Annotated in this window: 15 protein-coding genes; 6 read left to right on the forward strand and 9 right to left on the reverse strand. The window is 69.3% G+C overall.

Annotation, left to right across the window (positions count from 1 at the left end; all coding sequences use genetic code 11):
- Positions 1-106 precede the first annotated feature (106 nt).
- On the forward strand, positions 107-514 hold the full coding sequence (locus CLV71_RS46480; RefSeq protein ID WP_133909387.1) for a histone-like nucleoid-structuring protein Lsr2: 408 nt from the start codon (positions 107-109) through the stop codon (positions 512-514).
- 277 nt (positions 515-791) lie between these two features.
- Here the strand turns inward: CLV71_RS46480 and CLV71_RS46485 are convergent, their stop codons facing one another.
- Positions 792-3,743 (reverse strand): UPF0182 family protein, encoded by a 2,952-nt coding sequence (locus CLV71_RS46485; protein WP_133909388.1) that lies wholly within the window; start codon positions 3,741-3,743, stop codon positions 792-794.
- A 123-nt stretch (positions 3,744-3,866) separates the two neighbouring features.
- Between CLV71_RS46485 and CLV71_RS46490 the strand changes: the two genes are divergently transcribed.
- A complete protein-coding gene (locus CLV71_RS46490; RefSeq protein WP_133909389.1) occupies positions 3,867-4,400 on the forward strand; it encodes a PPA1309 family protein in 534 nt (177 codons plus the stop codon).
- 330 nt (positions 4,401-4,730) lie between these two features.
- On the opposite strand, the gene CLV71_RS46495 is transcribed toward CLV71_RS46490, so the two are convergent.
- Positions 4,731-5,846, reverse strand: coding sequence for a YlbL family protein (locus CLV71_RS46495; RefSeq protein ID WP_243867524.1), 1,116 nt, complete (start codon positions 5,844-5,846; stop codon positions 4,731-4,733).
- A gap of 80 nt (positions 5,847-5,926) precedes the next feature.
- Here CLV71_RS46495 and CLV71_RS46500 point away from each other — a divergent pair, with 80 nt between their 5' ends.
- Positions 5,927-7,270 carry a zinc-dependent metalloprotease gene (locus CLV71_RS46500; RefSeq protein WP_133909390.1) on the forward strand — a complete coding sequence of 448 codons (1,344 nt, stop codon included), beginning with the start codon at positions 5,927-5,929 and terminating at the stop codon, positions 7,268-7,270.
- 143 nt (positions 7,271-7,413) lie between these two features.
- On the opposite strand, the gene CLV71_RS49970 is transcribed toward CLV71_RS46500, so the two are convergent.
- Positions 7,414-7,923, reverse strand: coding sequence for a M48 metallopeptidase family protein (locus tag CLV71_RS49970; RefSeq protein ID WP_166664545.1), 510 nt, complete (start codon positions 7,921-7,923; stop codon positions 7,414-7,416).
- A gap of 144 nt (positions 7,924-8,067) precedes the next feature.
- Between CLV71_RS49970 and CLV71_RS49975 the strand changes: the two genes are divergently transcribed.
- The 3 genes from CLV71_RS49975 (at position 8,068) to CLV71_RS46520 (ending at position 11,449) form a co-directional block, all read left to right on the forward strand.
- Positions 8,068-9,138 carry a ThiF family adenylyltransferase gene (locus CLV71_RS49975; RefSeq protein ID WP_133909392.1) on the forward strand — a complete coding sequence of 357 codons (1,071 nt, stop codon included), beginning with the start codon at positions 8,068-8,070 and terminating at the stop codon, positions 9,136-9,138.
- 25 nt (positions 9,139-9,163) lie between these two features.
- Entirely contained in the window at positions 9,164-10,471 is a 1,308-nt protein-coding gene (locus CLV71_RS46515) for an ABC1 kinase family protein (protein WP_133909412.1), read from the forward strand.
- A 93-nt stretch (positions 10,472-10,564) separates the two neighbouring features.
- On the forward strand, positions 10,565-11,449 hold the full coding sequence (locus CLV71_RS46520) for a hypothetical protein (protein WP_133909393.1): 885 nt from the start codon (positions 10,565-10,567) through the stop codon (positions 11,447-11,449).
- A gap of 18 nt (positions 11,450-11,467) precedes the next feature.
- Here CLV71_RS46520 and CLV71_RS46525 read toward each other — a convergent pair whose 3' ends face one another.
- From CLV71_RS46525 to CLV71_RS46550, 6 genes are all read right to left on the reverse strand, one after another.
- Positions 11,468-11,659, reverse strand: coding sequence for a hypothetical protein (locus CLV71_RS46525; protein ID WP_133909394.1), 192 nt, complete (start codon positions 11,657-11,659; stop codon positions 11,468-11,470).
- Between the two features lie 16 nt (positions 11,660-11,675).
- Entirely contained in the window at positions 11,676-12,563 is an 888-nt protein-coding gene (locus CLV71_RS46530) for a class I SAM-dependent methyltransferase (protein WP_133909395.1), read from the reverse strand.
- Between the two features lie 82 nt (positions 12,564-12,645).
- Complete coding sequence (locus tag CLV71_RS49980; protein ID WP_243867527.1) at positions 12,646-14,016, reverse strand: DUF742 domain-containing protein; 1,371 nt, start codon at positions 14,014-14,016, stop codon at positions 12,646-12,648.
- A gap of 214 nt (positions 14,017-14,230) precedes the next feature.
- Complete coding sequence (locus tag CLV71_RS46540) at positions 14,231-14,458, reverse strand: hypothetical protein (RefSeq protein WP_133909396.1); 228 nt, start codon at positions 14,456-14,458, stop codon at positions 14,231-14,233.
- On the reverse strand, positions 14,455-14,826 hold the full coding sequence (locus CLV71_RS46545; protein WP_133909397.1) for a WhiB family transcriptional regulator: 372 nt from the start codon (positions 14,824-14,826) through the stop codon (positions 14,455-14,457). The genes CLV71_RS46540 and CLV71_RS46545 overlap by 4 nt, the downstream gene beginning before the upstream one ends.
- A gap of 437 nt (positions 14,827-15,263) precedes the next feature.
- A complete protein-coding gene (locus tag CLV71_RS46550; protein ID WP_208298067.1) occupies positions 15,264-17,348 on the reverse strand; it encodes an ATP-dependent DNA helicase UvrD2 in 2,085 nt (694 codons plus the stop codon).
- Between the last annotated feature and the right edge of the window lie 53 nt (positions 17,349-17,401).

Genomic DNA, 17,401 nt, shown 5'->3' on the forward strand with positions numbered 1-17,401 from the left:
CGCCGGTTCGTTTCATACTTCGCGTTCCTATTTGCTAGTGTGCCGTCACAAACCAACGGGTGTGCACGTATGTCGTGTCCATCAGCGTCCAAGGGAGAGCAGCCAGATGGCGCAGAAGGTATTGGTACAGCTCGTCGATGATCTGGACGGCACCAGTTCGCAGGACGTTTCCACGGTCCTGTTCGGCCTGGACGGCGTGAGCTACGAGATCGACCTCTCGGAAGCCAACGCCGAGCGGCTGCGGGAAAGCGTCCAGGAGTTCGTCGACTCCGCGCGGCGCACGGGTGGACGGGTCAAGCGCGGCACGCGACCCGCCCAGTCGGGCAAGGCGGCCAGCTCGGGGGAGGCCGGTCAGATCCGGGAGTGGGCGCTGGAGAACGGCTACGAGCTCGCAGGCCGGGGCCGTATCCCATCGCACGTGGTCGAGGCCTACAAGGAGGCCCAGGCCGAGACCAAGGCGAAGGCGACCGCCAAGGCCGCCCCGAAGCGGCGGACTCGCGCGAAGAAGAGCTGAACGGCTGGCGAGCGCGGACGGGAGCCGCGCTCGACAGCCCGCCAAAATGACATCGTTCGTCACGGTGTCACGGCGCACATTTCGTCCACAGTGGATAAAGGCTCTCCCCGACCGCTGTCGCGATTGCGTCGGTGCCCCGAGCTGAGAAGCACGGTCCCCCTCATCAGGGGCGACCGTGCTTTTTACGTTTCGGAAACTTGCGTTCGGCAAACGCGGCCCCGACAGACGAAAACGCGGCCTCCCCGGGCTCCGGGAAGACCGCGTATTCGGTCGGTGGTCAGCCGCCTGCCGGCTGGTTGGCCTTCGCGTTGTTGTAGTCGGTGATGGCCTTCTGCAGCGCGGCGAGCGCGTTGCCCTGGGCAGCGAAGTCACCGCTCTTCTGCGCCGCGCTCAGGTCGTCCAGGGCCTTGCCCATGGCCGCGACCGCCGAGTCGAGTGCCGGGTTCGTACCGCCGCTGTCAGGTGGCGGTGTGGTGCCGCTACTCGGTGGCGGCGTGGTCGTCGTACTCGTGTCCGGCTGGCTCCCGTTGTCCGGTGGTGGCTGGTCACCGCCCTGACTGCTGTCGAACGCCTCCTTCAGCGCACCCTCCAGCGTCGAGTCGAACCCGACCCTGCCGCCGAAGTACACGAGGACCCTCGCGAGCTGGGGGAAGGCGTTCTCGTCCTTCTGCTCGATGTAGATCGGTTCCACGTAGAGCAGACCGCCCGCCACGGGCAACGTCAGCAGGTTCCCGTATCTGACGTTGACGTTCGGGTTCTGGAACAGCGTTCTGTTCTCGGTCACCTGGTCGGTGGTCTCGAACTCGTTCTGCACCTGGACCGGACCCTTGGGTTGGTCCTGCGTCGGTAGTCGGAGGACCCTGAACTGCCCGTAGTCGTCCGGATCGGATGACACCGACACCCAGGCGGCGAGGAACTGCCTGTTCAGCAACGTCATCGCGCTGGTGAGCTGGAAGGTCGGCTGGGACTCACCCGGCGCCTGCGCGAGCACGTAGTACGGCGGCTGGTTCGGTGTCGCCGCGCCCTCGTTGTTGCCGCCCGTCGGGTCCGGCGGCACGTCCCAGAACGTCCGGGTGGAGAAGAACTGCGCGGCACGGTCCTTGCCGGTCACGTGGTACTGCGAGAGCAGGTCGCGCTGCACCTTGAACAGGTCCTCCGGGTAGCGGAAGTGTTCCCGGAGCGACTGCGAGATCTCGCCGTGCTTGACGGTGCCCGGGAAGATCTTCTCCCACGCCTTGAGCACCGGGTCGTTGTCGTCGATCGAGTAGAGGGTCACCGTGCCGTCGAACGCGTCGACGGTGGCCTTGACGGAGTTCCGGATGTAGCTGATGTCCCGGTTCTCCTGCCGTGCCACACCGGTCAGCGTGTCGGAGGTGGCCTCACCGAGCGGGGTGCGCTGCGCGTACGGGAAGTTCTCGAGCGTGGTGTAACCGTCGACGATCCACTTGATGCGACCGTCCACGACTGCCGGGTACGGGTCGCCGTCGACGGTCAGCCACGGCGCGACCTTGCTCACGCGGGTGCGGGGGTCACGGTCGTACATGATCTTCGAGCCCGCGCCGATGTCCCCGTTGAAGAGGATGTTGGGCTCACCGTAGTGCGCGTAGAAGACGAGCCGGTTGAACCAGCCGTCGACGGGCACACCGCCCTTGCCGTTGTAGCGGTAGTCCTGGTCGATGGAGGTGTCGTACTCGCCGCGCGCGTTGACGATCGCGTAGTCGGTGGCGAGCTCGCCGTAGTAGATCCGCGGTTCCTTGACCGGGATGTCCATCTTCTGGCCGCTCTTGAGCGCCTGCAGGTCGCTCACGGTGAAGACCGGGTAGCCGCCTTCGCCGCTGCCGGCGCCGCTCTCCTCTGTGTAGGCGCGGTTGATGCGGTTGGCCGGCGCGGCGACGAAGCCGTTGCCGTGGGTGTAGACGAGGTGCTTGTTGATCCACGACGTCTGGTTGTCGACCAGCCGGGACGAGTCCAGCTCGCGTGCGGCGACGATGTAGTCCTGCACGTCACCGTTGACCTTGTAGCGGTCGATGTCGAGCTTGGACGAGAAGCCGTAGAAGTTCTCGCCGCCCTCGCGCTGGGTGAAGGTGCGGGACAGGATGCTGGGGTCGAGCAGGCGGATGTTGGGGACGGTGCCCGTGTCGTTGAGGACCTTGTCCTCGGTGGCGGGCGTGACCGAGGCGTCGCCCGCGTAGTCGGTGAACTTGACCTTGTCGTCGCCGATGCCGAACGCGTACTGGGTGGCCGCGATGTTCCTGTCGATCGACTTGGCTTCCTTGGCCGCCTCGTTCGGCTTGACGGAGAACTGCTGCAGCACGGTCGGCCACGCCCAGCCGACGAGGATGCTGGACAGGATGAGCAGCACGATCGCGATGGCCGGCAGCTGAAGATTTCGGACGAACGCGCCGACGAAGAACGCGATGGCGCAGAACCCCGCGATGAACATCAGGATCAGCTTGGCTGGCAGGACCGCGTTGAGGTCGGTGTAGGTGGCGCCGTCGAAAAGGGAGTTACGGGTGGAGAAGAGAAGTTCGTATCGTTCGAAGAAGTAGTCGACGGCGAGGATGACGACGAACAGGCCCGCCGTGACGGACAGCTGCACCCGCGCGGGCACGGAGAAGTTGTCGCCCTTAACGCCGAGGCGGATGCCGCCGAAGATGTAGTGGGTGATCAGCGCGCCGATACCCGCTATCGCGATGGCGACGAACAGCCACGTGATGAGCCAGCTGATGAACGGCAGGGTGAAGGCGTAGAAGCCGATGTCCTTGTTGAACTCGGGGTCGGTCTCGCCGAACGGGACCGCGTTGAGCATCAGCTGCACCGGCTGCCAGTCGCCCTGGCCTGCCGCGCCCGCGATGGCGCCGACGACGAGCGGGATGCCGATGCCGAACAGCCGCACCCGTCCCACGATGGTCGACCGGTAGCGCGCGAGCGGGTCGTCGGTGCCGGAGACGGGCACGAAGACGGGCCGCGACCGGTAGGCGATCGCGAGGCTCACCGCCAGGAGTCCGCCGACGAGCAGGCCCAGTGCGAAGAACAGGATGATCCTGGTGACGAGCATCTTGGTGAAGACGGACCGGAAGTCGACCTCGCCGTACCACAGCCAGTCGACGTAGGTATCGAGGAGCCGTGCCCCGACGATCAGCACCAGGATGATCACACCGGCGATACTGAGAAGGATCTTCGCACGACGGGATAGCTTCGGCATGCCGATCGGGGGCCTGGTGGCCACGGTGACTCCCTGTGTTGACCAGTGTTCTTAGCGGAGCGCTGTCCTAGATGTCCAACTCTATTCCGAGCCTGTCAGGTTCCCGTTCGGGTAGGTCGAAATAGTCGAACGCGAGAATAGGTGAGGATGGCATCCATGTCCGCGAGCCATGCCCAGCACCTGTCCGCCGCAGCCCGCGAAGTCGAGGACTTCGTGTCGACCGCCGGTTGGGACCAACCCCCGCAGCTGTTCGCCCTCGTCGCGACCGACGAGCTGGTGCAGGCCCAGCCCGACCTCGCCACGCAGGTCGACGCGGGTTCCCCGCTGACCCCGGTCGCCCAGGACGCCCTGCCGAACGACGACCTCGCGGAGGCGTTGGCCGGCATCATGTGGCCGGAGGCGGTGCAGGGCTGCGCCGTCGCCCAGGAGATCGTCGTCCTGCCGCCCGAGGTGGAGGACACACTCCCGGCAGGCGAGGACTCGGGCGACGAGGACGTACTACAACGAATCGCCGCCGAACATCCCCAGCGGCGCGAGGCCCGGCTGGTGGCCGCGGTGCTACGCGACGGAACGGCGGCCTGCGTGCTGCGCATCCGGGGTGTGGACGGCCCGGACGAGGTGGTCGAACACCCCGAGCTGGCCCCGAACCTGACCGACGCCCTGCTGACCACGCTCCGCTGAAGCCTAAGACGCCGCCGTGGCACCCAACACCTCTGAACTGCGAATACTCGCCCCTCAAGTGGTAACGCCCCACCCCTCGCAGGGTTGGTAGATGGTGACACGGGAGAGCCTCCAGTTGGGCGTGGCATGTCCGGGACCCACGCCAACTGGAGGCTCTCGTGTCTCACCGCCGCGCTTGCCCCTGGTTCGATTGCGTCGACATTCGACGCCGCCACCGCGCACTCGCAGACCAACCACCCTGAAGACCAGGTACAGCCAGTCTATCGAGGTGGGACGGGTGGACGGCGTTGTGGATCGTGGCTGTGGACAACCGCCCCCGCTGTGGACAACTCAGCAGTGGGGCGGGGTGCGGCCCGCGTCGATGTCGTCGAGGGCCTTGACCGCACCCGCGAGGGTGTCGATCTTCACGAGGTCCATGCCGTCGGGGGCGTTGGACTTGGCCTCCGCGCAGTTCTCCGACGGCACCAGGAACGTGGTGGCACCGTCCTCCTTCGCGGCGATCAGCTTGAACGGGATGCCGCCGATGGGCTGCACGTTGCCCTTCACGTCGATGGCGCCGGTGCCCGCGATGGTGCGGCCGTCCTCCATCTCGCCGGGGGTGAGCGAGTCGACGATCGCCAGCGCGAAGATCAGGCCGGCCGACGGACCGCCGACGTCCTCGAGGTGGATGGTGACCTCGAAGTCGACGTCCGCGCGATCGGCGGGCGCGAGGCCGAGGAAGCCTTCTGCCCGGTCGTCGCTGCCGTAGTCGCTCGCCTTGCCGAGCTTGATGTCGACGGTCTTCTTCGCCTCGTTCCCGTGCTGGAACGTGACCTTCACGGTCTGCCCCGGCTTGGTGCCGGTCAGCGCCTCGCGCACGTCCTCCTGCACGGCGATCGGACGCCCGTTGACCTCCCAGAGGCGGTCACCCGGCTGGATGATGTTGTCCACGGGGGCCTTGCGGGTGATCTCCTGCGCGATGACCTTGACCGGCTTGTCGAGGTAACGCAGCGCCGCGGTCTCGGCGGAGCTCTGCGAGTCCTGGAACATCTTGGTGTTCTCGCGCTCCAGGTCCTCCTGCGTCTGGCCGGGACCGAAGTACTCCTCGCGCGGTGCGAGCGCGTAGCGGCCGCTGACCCACTTGCCGAGCGCGTCGAACAGCGTGACCTCGTCGTTGATCGACACGGTGGTCATCCGCAGCTGGCCGGACGTCTTGTAGGTCTTGGCGCCGTCGACCTCGACGACGACCTGTCCCTCGACACTGCCGAGCGTGTTGTAGGTCGGGCCGGGGCCGAGCGACACGTACGGCACCTTGATGAAGCCGCCGACGAGCGCGAGCACCGCCACCACCACGAAGCTGGTCACCATGGTCCAGCCGCGGCGGGTCAGCCCGCGCGGTCGGTCCGTGCCCGGTTCGTAACCGATCGTCCGGGGTTCCTCGACCTGGGGGCGCGGAGAGTCACTCACGAGATGACAGCGTACGGCCTGTTCTCCACAAGCGAATCACCGCGCGTTACTGGCGTGGCGCACCCGCGTACCGTGGACCTATGACCGAGTTTCCGTTTGGCTTCGGGCCGCCGAACCCGGACGACCGTGGCAAGAAGGAGCCTTCCGGCGAGGAGAACCCGCAGGAGGCGTTCAACCAGCTCGGCCAGATGCTCAGCCAGCTCGGCCAGATGCTCAGCCAGGCAGGCAGCTCGTCCTCGTCCGGGCCGGTGAACTACGACCTGGCGAAGCAGATCGCCATGCAGCGCCTGACCTCCGGCGAAATCGGTTTCACCACGTCGACGGAGTACCAGGGCGCGGTGACCGACGCGGTGCACCTGGCCGAGATGTGGCTCGACCCGGCAACGACCCTCCCGGCGGGTGCGACCACGGTGAAGTCGTGGACCCCGCGTGACTGGGTGGAGAACACGCTGCCGACGTGGCAGCGGCTGTGCGACCCCGTGGCCCGCCGCGTGGCGGGTGCGTGGGTGGAAGCCCTGCCCGCGGAGGCGAAGCAGGCCGCAGGCCCGCTGCTGTCGATGGTCGGCCAGATGGGTGGGATGGCGTTCGGTTCGCAGCTGGGCAACGCGCTCGCGCAGCTGGCGTCGGAGGTGCTGACCTCCACCGACATCGGCCTGCCGCTGGGCCCACCGGCGACGGCCGCTCTGCTCGGCGCGAACATCGAGGAGTTCACGAAGGGGCTGGAGCGTCCGAACAGCGAGGTGATGGTGTTCCTGGCCGCCAGGGAGGCCGCGCACCAGCGCCTGTTCACGCACGTCCCGTGGCTGCGTCAGCGGCTGCTCGCGACCGTTGAGGAGTTCGCGAGCGGCATCCGCGTCGACACCTCCGCGCTGGAGCAGCTGGCGACCCAGATCGACCCGGCGAACCCGCAGTCGATCGAGGAGGCCATGCGCTCCGGCATGCTGGAGCCCCAGACCACCCCGGAGCAGAAAGCGGCCCTGAACAGGCTGGAGACCCTGCTCGCGCTGGTGGAGGGCTGGGTGGACGTGGTGGTCGGCGACGCGGTGACCGAGCGCCTGCCCGGCGCGGACGCGCTCCGCGAGACCCTCCGGCGCAGGCGTGCGAGCGGCGGCCCGGCGGAACAGACCTTCGCCACCCTGGTCGGCCTGGAGCTGCGCCCGAGGCGGCTTCGCGCGGCAGCGGCCCTGTGGCGCCTGGTGGGCGACAAGCACGGCCTGGAGGCCCGCGACGGCATCTGGGCACACCCCGACCTGGTCCCCACCGCGGAGGACCTGGACGACCCGATGGACTTCGCCGACCGCATCGGCCGCAAGCCCGCCCTGGAAGACGACCCGATCGCCGCCCTGGAGCGCGAGGCCAAGACCAGGGAGGACGCCGAGGCCAGGGAGGACCAGACCCCGGAGGACCCCGGCAAGCAGGACTGACGGAACAAGGCCCGGAGGGTCCGTCGGAAGCCCAACCACCGCACCGACGGACCCTTCAGGCCCATCCGGCCCCTTTCGGGGGCTCGTTCACCGCATCCGCAACCCGCACCACACCCCACGAGACCCCGCGTACCGAGCAGGGCTCAGTCCTCGGTCACCATCCCCAGCCCCGCGGCGGCCGACAGCCCCTCCAGGTAGCCGATGGCCCGGTCGGTCTTCGGGTACTCCTGAACCAGCTCCCAGAACTTCGCGTTGTGCGAGGCCACCAGCAGGTGCGCCAGCTCGTGCACGAGCACGTAGTCGAGCACCCAGGCGGGCACGGACTTCAGGTGCTCGCTGACCCGGATCGTCCCGTCGGCCGGCGTGCAGGACGCCCACCGCGTCCGCATCGGGGGCACCCATCGCACGCTCCTGGGCACGGCTCGACCACGCAGGTACCTGGTCGAGAGCTCCGCGCAACGACGTAACAGCGTCTCGTCCGACGGCTTCACCGACGGCAGCTTCCGCGGCTCGCCCTTCAGCAGCTTGCGCTGCATCTCGGCGACCCAATGCGCCTCCTCGGCCTTCGACAGCCGGGCAGGGATCAACACGACCAACGTGTCGCCATCGCGATACGCGGTCACGGTGCGCGTGCGGCGCTTGCTGCGCCGCACCTCGACTCTGGATTCGACCACGGCTGCCACGTTACGACTCCGCACCGACAATTCGGAGTGGCTTCCCCGACATGGCCTTCGGTACCTGCGCAAGCCTGTGGATAACGATTTCGTCGCCGGCCGATCTTGGGCGACTCTGTCCACATGACGAAACACCTGCCGGCCCGGCCGCGCGTGGTCGCGGGCCTGCCCGTACTGCGTCGCAAGCCCGGTGAGCTGCAGATTGGCCTCGATCCGAGGCACGCGGTGGTGGTCAGGGACGTGTCGGACGAGACGATGGCGGCGGCCAAGCGGCTGACCGGTCACCACACGATGTGCGAGCTGTTGCGCAGCGTGGCGCCGTCCGAGCGGGCCGGGTTGGTCGAACTGCTCGAGATCCTCCTCCACCAGGGGTTTCTCGAGGAAGGTACGCCGCAGACCGGCCATCCGGGCGAGGCGTGGACGACCGCGATCGACACACTTCACACCAAAGATCACCCGATTGAGCGGTCTTGCATCGCGATAGCCGTTCGGGGGGACGGGCGATTGGCCGTGACGGTCGCCGGGCTGCTCGCGGGTGCCGGCGTCGGCTGGGTCCACGTGTCCGCGACGGGCACGGTCCAGCCGGAGGACACGGGCACCGGCTACCGGCCGGACGAGATCGGCCTGCCCCGGCTGGTGGCCGCGCGGCGGGCGGTCCGCAGGGCGAACCCGAACGTGCGTGCCGCCCAGTTCGGCCCGGCGCACACCCCTGACCTGGTGGTACTCACCGACGCGCTGGTGCCGAGACCGCAGGACGTCGACGCGCTGATGTCCTCGGGCATCCCGCACCTGCTGGTCCGCACCAGGGACACGTTCGGCATCGTCGGCCCGTTCGTGGTGCCGGGTGACACGAGCTGCCTGCGCTGCGCGGACCTGTTCCGCAGCGAACGCGACGAGTGCTGGCCCCACATCGCCGCACAGCTCGCGGGACAGACGCAGATGACCGATCTCGCCGGCACCCACGCGACCGCCGCGTTCGCGGTCGCCCAGGCGCTGGACGCGGCCAACTGGCTCCACGGCGGCAGGATGGCGCCGGTGACCTGCGACGCGACCGTCGAGCTCGACCTGCGCGACGCGACCGTGATGCAGCGTGGCTGGCCACCGCACGTGGACTGCGCCTGCGGGGCGGCGCAGGCGCATGCGGAGGACGAACATGAGGTCTGCCCCAAAGTTGCTGCGGACGATGCCACGTAGTTGAGACAATCACGTCGTGACGGAGATGCCTCGTAAAACGGCCGCACGCACGGCGCGGCTCGCCAGCATCCCGCTCGGAGTAGCCGGCCGAGCGGTCGGCGGCTGGGGAAAACGCCTGGTCGGGCAGGATGCGGACCAGGTGAGTGCCGAGTTGTCCGCCAGGACGGCCGAGCAGCTCTTCGCGGTGCTCGGCACGCTCAAGGGCGGCGCGATGAAGTTCGGCCAGGCACTGTCCGTGTTCGAGGCGGCGATCCCCAACGACATGGCCGAGCCCTACCGGGAGGCCCTCACCAAGCTCCAGGCGGCAGCGCCGCCGATGAGCAGCCAGACCACGCACCGCGTGCTGGCCGAACAGCTCGGCCGCAAGTGGACCGAGCGGTTCGCCTCGTTCGAGGACACGCCCTCGGCTGCCGCGAGCATCGGCCAGGTCCACAGGGCCGTGTGGCACGACGGCCGCGCGGTGGCGGTGAAGGTCCAGTACCCAGGCGCAGACCAGGCACTGATGTCTGATTTGCGGCAATTGCAACGTTTTAGTCGCCTGTTCCAGGCGTTGGTGCCGGGCACGGAGGTCAAGCCGCTGTTGCAGGAGCTGACGGACCGGATGAGCGAGGAGCTCGACTACCGGTCCGAGGCACGCAACCAGCGGGCGTTCGCGAAGGCGTTCGACGGCGACCCGCACGTCATCGTGCCGAAGGTGGTGGCGAGCGCACCCAAGGTCCTGGTCACGGAGTGGGTCGACGGCAAGCCGCTGTCGTCGGTCATCCGCGACGGGGAACGGGCGGAGCGTGACCGGGCGGGGTTCCTGCTCGCCGAGTTCCACTACTCGTCGCCCGCTCGGGTCGGTCTGCTGCACTCCGACCCGCATCCCGGCAACTTCATGCTGACCGCCGACGGGCGGCTGTGTGTGATCGACTTCGGCGCGGTGGCACAGCTGCCGGACGGGCTGCCCGCGGCGCACGGCCGGATGATGCGGCTCGCGCTGGAGGGCAGGTCGTGTGAGCTGCTCGACCTGCTGCGCGACGAGCAGTTCATCCGGGCGGACTCACGCCAGCAGCCCGAGGCCGAGCACGTGTACGCGTACCTGGCGCCGTTCGTGGAGCCGCTGGAGTCCGAGACGTTCCACTTCACGCGGCGGTGGATGCAGAAGCAGGCGATGCGGGTGAGCAACATGCGCGGCCAGGACTTCCGCACCGGTCGCTCGCTCAACCTGCCGCCGCAGTACCTGCTGCTGCACAGGGTGCTCGGCGGGTCGACGGGAATCCTGTGCCAGCTGGAAGCGGAGCTGCCCGTGCGTGAGCTGATCATCCGCTGGCAGCCGGGCTTCGCGGACTGACCCTCCGCACGAAAGTCCCATTCGCTCGCACACTCCATCCCCACCCCGCCCCCACCTCTTCAGTCCCCACGCCCGCACGCCGACGACCCAGGCATGCACTCCAACCTCTCCCCCGCGGACAAGGTCATCACGATCGCCGAGCTGCGGGCACACGGACTGACCAACCACGCGATCGCCGTGCGCTGCCGACCGTCCGGGCCGTGGCAACGTCTCCTGCGCGGTGTCGTGCTGATGGCCTGCGGCCGCCCGACCCGCCGTCAGCGGTTACGTGCGGCGATCGCCTACGCGGGCCCGGAGTCGGTGATCTCGGGCATCGACGCGATGCGCGCCCACGGCGTGGACGTGCCGCTGCCACCGGACGTGCTGTTGCTGGTACCCGCACGCAGACGCCTGGCGAGCACGTCCTACCTGGCGGTCGAACGCACGACCCGGCCGCCGGCACCGGTGGTGCTGGCCGACCTCCCGTACGCGCCGCTGACCCGCGCCACCTTGGACGCGGCCAGGCGAGCGGCCGACCACGAGTACCAACAGGCTTTGCTGACAGCGGCGGTCGGCCCGTGCACGGTGCCGTCGCTGCGGGCCGAGCTCGACGCGGGCAGCCAACGCGGATCGGCGGCCGTCCGCGCCCTCCTGACAGAGGACCTTGCCAACCCCGACGAGGTCACCCCGGTGACGGACGCGCTGGCCAAACGCGCACTGCGCACGACAGCACTGCCGCCACCCCGGTGGCATGTCCCGGTCCACGACGACACAGGGATGCTGCTCGGCGTCCCGGACGCGTGGTGGCCCGCCGTCTCACTGGCGTGGGACGTGGGTCCCCAGGCCCGCCACCACGACCCGAGGGCCTGGGCGACCGCCGGCGTGACGCTGGTGCGCACGGACCCGGAACGCCTGTACACCAACCACTCCGCCGTCATGGACGAACTGTTGGCGGCCTACGCGAAAGGCGCGGCGGGCGCACACCGCCGCGCGAGCTGATCGGAGCATGCACATGACTCACCAGTACTCGTCAGGAAGCTTCCCCTCGATGTCACGCACGTGGGTGCGGGCACACGCCGGACACAGCAGGCTGCGACCGCGTTCGTCGTGGGTCATCACCCACGTGAGCGCCTCGACTGGTGTCGCCTCGGCGCGGGACCGACCACATCGCACGCAGAGCACGGGCGCCGGTTCGGGCTCGTCGACCATGACGCGCAAGCCTACGTCAGCGAGCGTTCTGTCCAAGGTAGACAGTCGAGGCGCCGAGGATGAACACGTCGTCCCGCCCACCGACGTAGGCGTCGTCGTGGGGATCGACGAGCCGGGCCACGGTCGCCCTGTCGCTCTCGGAGAGCAGGTCCTCGCCGACCTTCGCCACCCAGGCCATCCAGTCCACCACGGACTGCCGGACCTCCTCGGAGGCGGGTGCCGGGTGGTCGACGACGTAGCTGAAGGAGCACACGCCACTGAGTCCGGCCGCTTCGAGCGCCTTGTTCCAGCCGACGGGCAGCGACCGCGTGCCGGGCATCTCCGCTCGCATGCCGACGAACCAGCGGTCGCGTGCCGCGGTCAGCCGGTTGCCAAGGCCTGGTTCACCGATCCCGAGGTCCCACGGCAGGCACCGGGTGGCGAGCCCGCCCTCGGACAACGCCAGCCAACCGCCCGGCGCGAGCATCCGCGCCAACCCGTCGATGGCTTTCTGCTGGTCAGGGAGGTGATGCACCACGCGTGACGCCCATACCAGGTCGGCCTGGGGCAACTGGTCCGCCAGGTTGTCGCTGGACGCGTCCGCCTGAACGGACTCGACGACCACCGGTGTCCCGTCGGCCACGGCGCGAACGTGCGTGGTGGCGGCGTCGAGCAGTTCGACGACCGCGTCACTGAGCACGACCCGGCCACCACCGTGCGCGGCGAGCGCACCGGCGAACGCGGCACTCATGCCGCCACCGCCGGACCCGATGTCGACGACGACCGGCGCGGCAGTGGCGCCGAGGAGCCGGACGAGGCGGTCGGCGACGTGCCGGTTGGACTCGGCGTCGAGGTCGTCGGCCCGTCGCAGCGCGGCGAGCCGGGTCGGCCAGTCGATGTTGTCGTGGGTGTGCGTGTGCGCCATGCGCGCGACGTTAGCGGGAAGGGCTGTGCGCTCGCGTCCCAAAAAGGACGCGTGCGACGACGAGGTCACACGACGACCGCTGTCACAGCCTGCGCAACCCGACGAGCACGCGCCGCATGAACTCGAGGTTGGGTGCACCGTCCCCGGTGGAACCCACGGTCGGGTGCACGACGACCACGCCGGCGACGGCGAGGTCCCCAAGGAGCACGCGCGCGACCCCGAGCGGCACCGCCAACAGGGCGGCGACCTCGGCGACGGACCGCGGCCGCAGGCACATGTCGACAATCATGCGTCGGTGGTGGGTGGTGAGCACCTCGTCGATCACGACGTCGACGGACGGCCCGCTGGTGGACACGAGTGCCTCGATGGCGAGGTCGTGGCTGGACCGCGTGCGCCCACCGGTGTGTGCGTAGGGCCGAACCAGTGCCCCGGCCCACGGCATGATCAGCTGCGCGGTGCGCTCGGCGGACTGCTCAGGTGTGGGCTCCCCGTCCGGCACGGCAACCCACTCGTCGACGACGACGGGTGTGCTGCCGGTGTCAGACTCCCTGGTCCGCTTGGGTTTGCGGCCCGAGTAAGGGCCGAACCGAGCCCCGATGGGCCCGGCGTCGTCACCGTCATCGACGACCCCGTCACCGACGAGGGGGTCCTCCGTCCCGCGCGGAGCGGAGGCGTCAACACCCGTGCCGCCGACGGCGGCCAGGCCGACACCACCAGAGGAGGCAGCAACGACATTGGCGCCACGTCCGGTCGCGGAGGCATGTCCCGTGGTCGACGTGTCGCTGGACGCTTCGGCGACGAAGCCGTGGCGGACGGCCGAGGGCCGGTTTGTGCCCGATGGGGCGTCGGGGGCCGCGTGTCTGCCCGAGGTCCTTCGGGCTGTCGCCTGGGAGGCTCGGCTGTCGGCAGGCGGGTGACCAGCGGTGGAGCCGTGGTCGGCGGCCACGGTCCGGTCGACGGCAGCGGGTCTGCCGGCCGCGGCCAAGCTGCGACCTTCCGGTGAGCCGCCGCTGGTGGCGGGTGGGTGATCCGCGGTGGATGCATGCCTGGATGCATGCCTGGGTGCGTAGCCGGCGCCCGTTGTCTCGTGGGTGGAGGCCGGACCGGGGAAGCCGTCATGGGTCGGCACGCGACGCGGGGCTGTCCAGTCGAAGGGTGGCGGGCGGTGCGCGTCGGCTGAGTGGTCGGCCGCACTCCAGGCGCCGGGTGGGTGCGGGTCGGTGATGGGTGGCCAGTCGCCGACGGACGACAGGGCGGAGGCGGACTGCTGGTCCGGTATCTGGCTGGACGGGATGCCGGGCGCGGGTGCCGCCTGGTCGGGGTGCCCGTCGGATGGATCTTCGACGTCGTCGGGTCGGGTGTTTTCCAGGACCTGCGCCGAGGGGAAGCGGGCGCCGGTGCGGCCGACCCCCGCGGTGCGTTTCCTCGCGCGCCGGCGACCGGCGGTTGTCACGTCTCGAGCTGTGTCGTCTCGTGTCATTCCCGCCCCGTTCGGAGCTGCCTCGGGCTTCGAACCAACCCGAGACGATACGACCGTGGGCGCGTTCTTCGGTGACGATGATGTTTCTGGGACGTTCCAGGGGAGAAAACCACCTAAACAGACAGCCGACCGCCCGCCGCCGGACCGAGGTCCGGGGGCGGACGGTCAGTGTTCGGTGCTGGTTGAACTAGAGGAGGTCCTGAGCGCGCTTGGCGCGTCTGGCCGCCCATGCCGAAAGCCTTTGCCAGCGCTTGGCCGAGTTCAACCGGCGGCCCAGGCGCTGCTCGGCAGCGTCCTGTTCCGCCTCACGCATTCGTTCTCGTGCAAGATTTTCGTAGAGCAACATTGTCTTGGATCCTTTCGGGACCACGAGGTCGAGATGGTTCATCGGCTGGTCGACTCGTTGCGGGTTCATGCCGCCGCCTCCTGCGCACGTGCCGCACGCTCGGCGGCCTCACGGGCCACGTCCTCCTTGCGCGGACGGCCACGCGGCCGCTTGCGGGCGATCACGACCCCGCGCTCGAAGATCTCGCCGCCCCACACGCCCCACGGCTCCTGCCGCGCCTGCGCGCCGGCCAGGCACTCCGCGCGGACCGGGCAGTCCACGCACAGTCCCTTCGCCTGCTCGAGGTCGGCCGGGGTGTCGGCGAACCACAGGTCAGGGTTGTCGCCCGAGCGGCAGGGCAGGTCGAGCCCGGCCGTCTGGGCCGCGTCGAACAGCTCACTCACGCCGAGCAGGTCCGGTGGTGCCCCACCCGAGAGTGGGACAGTCGCGGTACTCATGGTGATGTACTCCTTGGTGGTTTCTTCACTTGTCGCGGTTACCTGAAAAAACACGAAGGCCGCGGATCCGTTTCCGGGTCCGCGGCCTTCGTGAGCCGTGTGGGTCCTGACCTTTCGGTCAAGCCCCTCGCTCATGAGGTGGAGCGGACGCATATATGGAGAGATCTGTCGTCTGGTTCTGGATACGGGCGGCCGGCAGTTCCGTGACGAACCGCTTACGCTCGACGATGACCGGTCGGTGACCCCACACGAACGTGGGCATACCGGTGGCGTAGGACATGTGGCGGCCCAGGGCGCACTTGATCAGAGTCAAGTTCCTCACGATGGCCACCTCCCCACTGTCCTGGATCCTCGGGCGCTTCCCTGCCCGGCTACTGCAGGCTATTAGGCCCGGTCAGGTCTCTGCAACAGGTTTTTCGGGACTTCTTCAGAATCCGTTACTCATCACCCGTCGGAGCACGCCCGGCGAGGAGCGCGAGCACCTCCGACCCGAACTTCTCGAGCTTGCTCGCGCCGATGCCCGCGATGGACACGAGCGCCGCGGTGTCGGTGGGCCGCTGCTCGGCGATGGCGGTCAGCGTGGCGTCGGTGAACACCACGTACGCAGGCACTTTGAGCCCCCGCGCACGCTTGGCGCGCCAGTCCTTGAGCCGCCCGAGCAGCTCCTCGTCGATGTCGGCGGGGCAGGACGAGCAGCGGCCGAGCTTGGTCGCGACCGCGCCGACGAGCTGGCTGCCGCAGCTCCTGCACTGGGCAGGCGCGACACCGGCCTGCTGCCGGGCACGGGTCAGACGCGAGGTCGGGTGGTCCTCGGGGATCAGGCCATAGAGGAACCGGCTGCGGCGACGAGGCCGGCGGTTGCTCTCCGAACGCGCTATCGCCCAGGAGAGGGACAGGAACTGCCGCGCGCGGGTGACCCCGACATACAGAAGGCGACGCTCCTCCTCGATGGCGGCGTCGTTGCCCTCGGCGTGCAGGATCGGCACGGTGCCTTCGACCAGGCCGACGAGGAACACCGCGTCCCACTCGAGTCCCTTGGCCGCGTGCAGCGACGCGAGGGTGACGCCCTCGACGGTCGGCGGGTGCTGTGCGCGGGCCCGCATGTCCAGCTCGACGACGTACTGCGCGAGGTCGGCGCCCTCGACGGTCGCCGCCAGCTCCTCGGCCAGTTCGACCAGCGCGAGCAACGACTCCCAGCGCTCGCGGACCGCGCCACCCGAGGGCGGCTCCTCGGTCAGGCCGAGCGGGGTGAGCAGCTCGCGGACGAGCATGGGCAGATCACCCGTCGGTTTCCGCGCACCCGCGGTGCGCAGCGCGGCCATGGCCTGGCGGACCTCGACGCGGTTGAAGAACCGCTCGCCGCCGCGCACCAGGTACGGGATGTCCAGCTCGGACAGCGCCTGCTCGTAGGACTCCGACTGGGCGTTCACCCGATAGAGGACGGCGATCTCGCTGGCGGGAGTCCCCGCGTCGAGCAGCTCGGAGATCCTGCGCGCCACGGCGGCGGCCTCCGCGGCCTCGTCCTCGTGCTCGGCGAACGCCGGCTCCGGGCCCGGCCTGCGCTGCCCGACGAGGTTGAGCCGCGACCCGGCCGGCCGGTCGCGGGCGGCGCCGATGACCCGGTTGGCGAGCGACACGACCTGCGGGGTGGAGCGGTAGTCCCGTTCCAGACGCACGATCGTCGCGTGCGGGAAGCGGCGCGCGAAGCCGAGCAGCGGACGCGCGGACGCGCCGGTGAAGGAGTAGATGGTCTGGTTGGCGTCGCCGACGACGGTCAGGTCGTCACGCTCCCCCAGCCACGCATCGAGGACGCGCTGCTGCAGCGGGGTGACGTCCTGGTACTCGTCGACGACGAAGCAGCGGTAGCGGTCGCGGAACTCGTCGGCGACCAGCGGGTGCTCCTCGAGCGCCGCGGCGGTGTGCAGGAGCAGGTCGTCGAAGTCGAGCTGGCTGGCACGGGTCTTGATCGACTCGTACAGCTGGTAGACCGACACGAACTGCTCGGCGGGCACGGGTGGCTGGCGGCGCAGCCGGGTCGCCTCGGCCACGTAGTCGTCGGGAGTGACGAGCGAGGCCTTGGCCCACTCGATCTCGGCGGCGAGGTCACGCAGCACCTCGGTTTCGGAGCCGGCGCCCGCCTTGTGCGCGGCCTGACTGACCAGCCGCAGCTTGCCCTCGAGCAGGTCCCACTGCTGCCCGCCGACGACGCGGGGCCAGAAGTACCGCAGCTGCCGCAGGGCCGCGGCGTGGAACGTGCGGGCCTGGGCGCCGTGGATGCCGAGCGCGCGCAGCCGGGTCCGCATCTCGCCCGCCGCGCGGGCGGTGAACGTGACCGCGAGCACCTGACCAGCTGCGACGTGTCCGGAGTGGATCAGGTGGGAGATGCGGTGGACGATCGTGCGGGTCTTGCCGGTGCCCGCGCCGGCCAGCACACAGACCGGTCCCCGGGGTGCCTGAATGGCGGTCAGCTGTTCCGGGTCGAGTCCGGCGACGTCCGAACCGGCGATCGCTAAGGCACCCATGCGGGGCATCCTTACAGATCGACATCCGGATCGTGCGGTGGACACGAGACCAC

It is taken from the genome of Actinophytocola oryzae (assembly GCF_004364325.1).
GTDB lineage: Bacteria > Actinomycetota > Actinomycetes > Mycobacteriales > Pseudonocardiaceae > Actinophytocola > Actinophytocola oryzae.

What these genes read in the sequence shown, in the direction of transcription:
- CLV71_RS46500 (WP_133909390.1), top strand. Translation starts at nt 5,927, where the DNA reads ATGACCGAGTTTCCGTTTGGCTTCGGGCCGCCGAACCCGGACGACCGT.
- CLV71_RS46530 (WP_133909395.1), bottom strand. Translation starts at nt 12,563, where the DNA reads ATGGCGCACACGCACACCCACGACAACATCGACTGGCCGACCCGGCTC.
- CLV71_RS46490 (WP_133909389.1), top strand. Translation starts at nt 3,867, where the DNA reads ATGGCATCCATGTCCGCGAGCCATGCCCAGCACCTGTCCGCCGCAGCC.
- CLV71_RS46540 (WP_133909396.1), bottom strand. Translation starts at nt 14,458, where the DNA reads ATGAACCCGCAACGAGTCGACCAGCCGATGAACCATCTCGACCTCGTG.
- CLV71_RS46525 (WP_133909394.1), bottom strand. Translation starts at nt 11,659, where the DNA reads ATGGTCGACGAGCCCGAACCGGCGCCCGTGCTCTGCGTGCGATGTGGT.
- CLV71_RS49975 (WP_133909392.1), top strand. Translation starts at nt 8,068, where the DNA reads ATGACGAAACACCTGCCGGCCCGGCCGCGCGTGGTCGCGGGCCTGCCC.
- CLV71_RS46545 (WP_133909397.1), bottom strand. Translation starts at nt 14,826, where the DNA reads ATGAGTACCGCGACTGTCCCACTCTCGGGTGGGGCACCACCGGACCTG.
- CLV71_RS46550 (WP_208298067.1), bottom strand. Translation starts at nt 17,348, where the DNA reads ATGGGTGCCTTAGCGATCGCCGGTTCGGACGTCGCCGGACTCGACCCG.
- CLV71_RS46520 (WP_133909393.1), top strand. Translation starts at nt 10,565, where the DNA reads ATGCACTCCAACCTCTCCCCCGCGGACAAGGTCATCACGATCGCCGAG.
- CLV71_RS46515 (WP_133909412.1), top strand. Translation starts at nt 9,164, where the DNA reads ATGCCTCGTAAAACGGCCGCACGCACGGCGCGGCTCGCCAGCATCCCG.
- CLV71_RS46480 (WP_133909387.1), top strand. Translation starts at nt 107, where the DNA reads ATGGCGCAGAAGGTATTGGTACAGCTCGTCGATGATCTGGACGGCACC.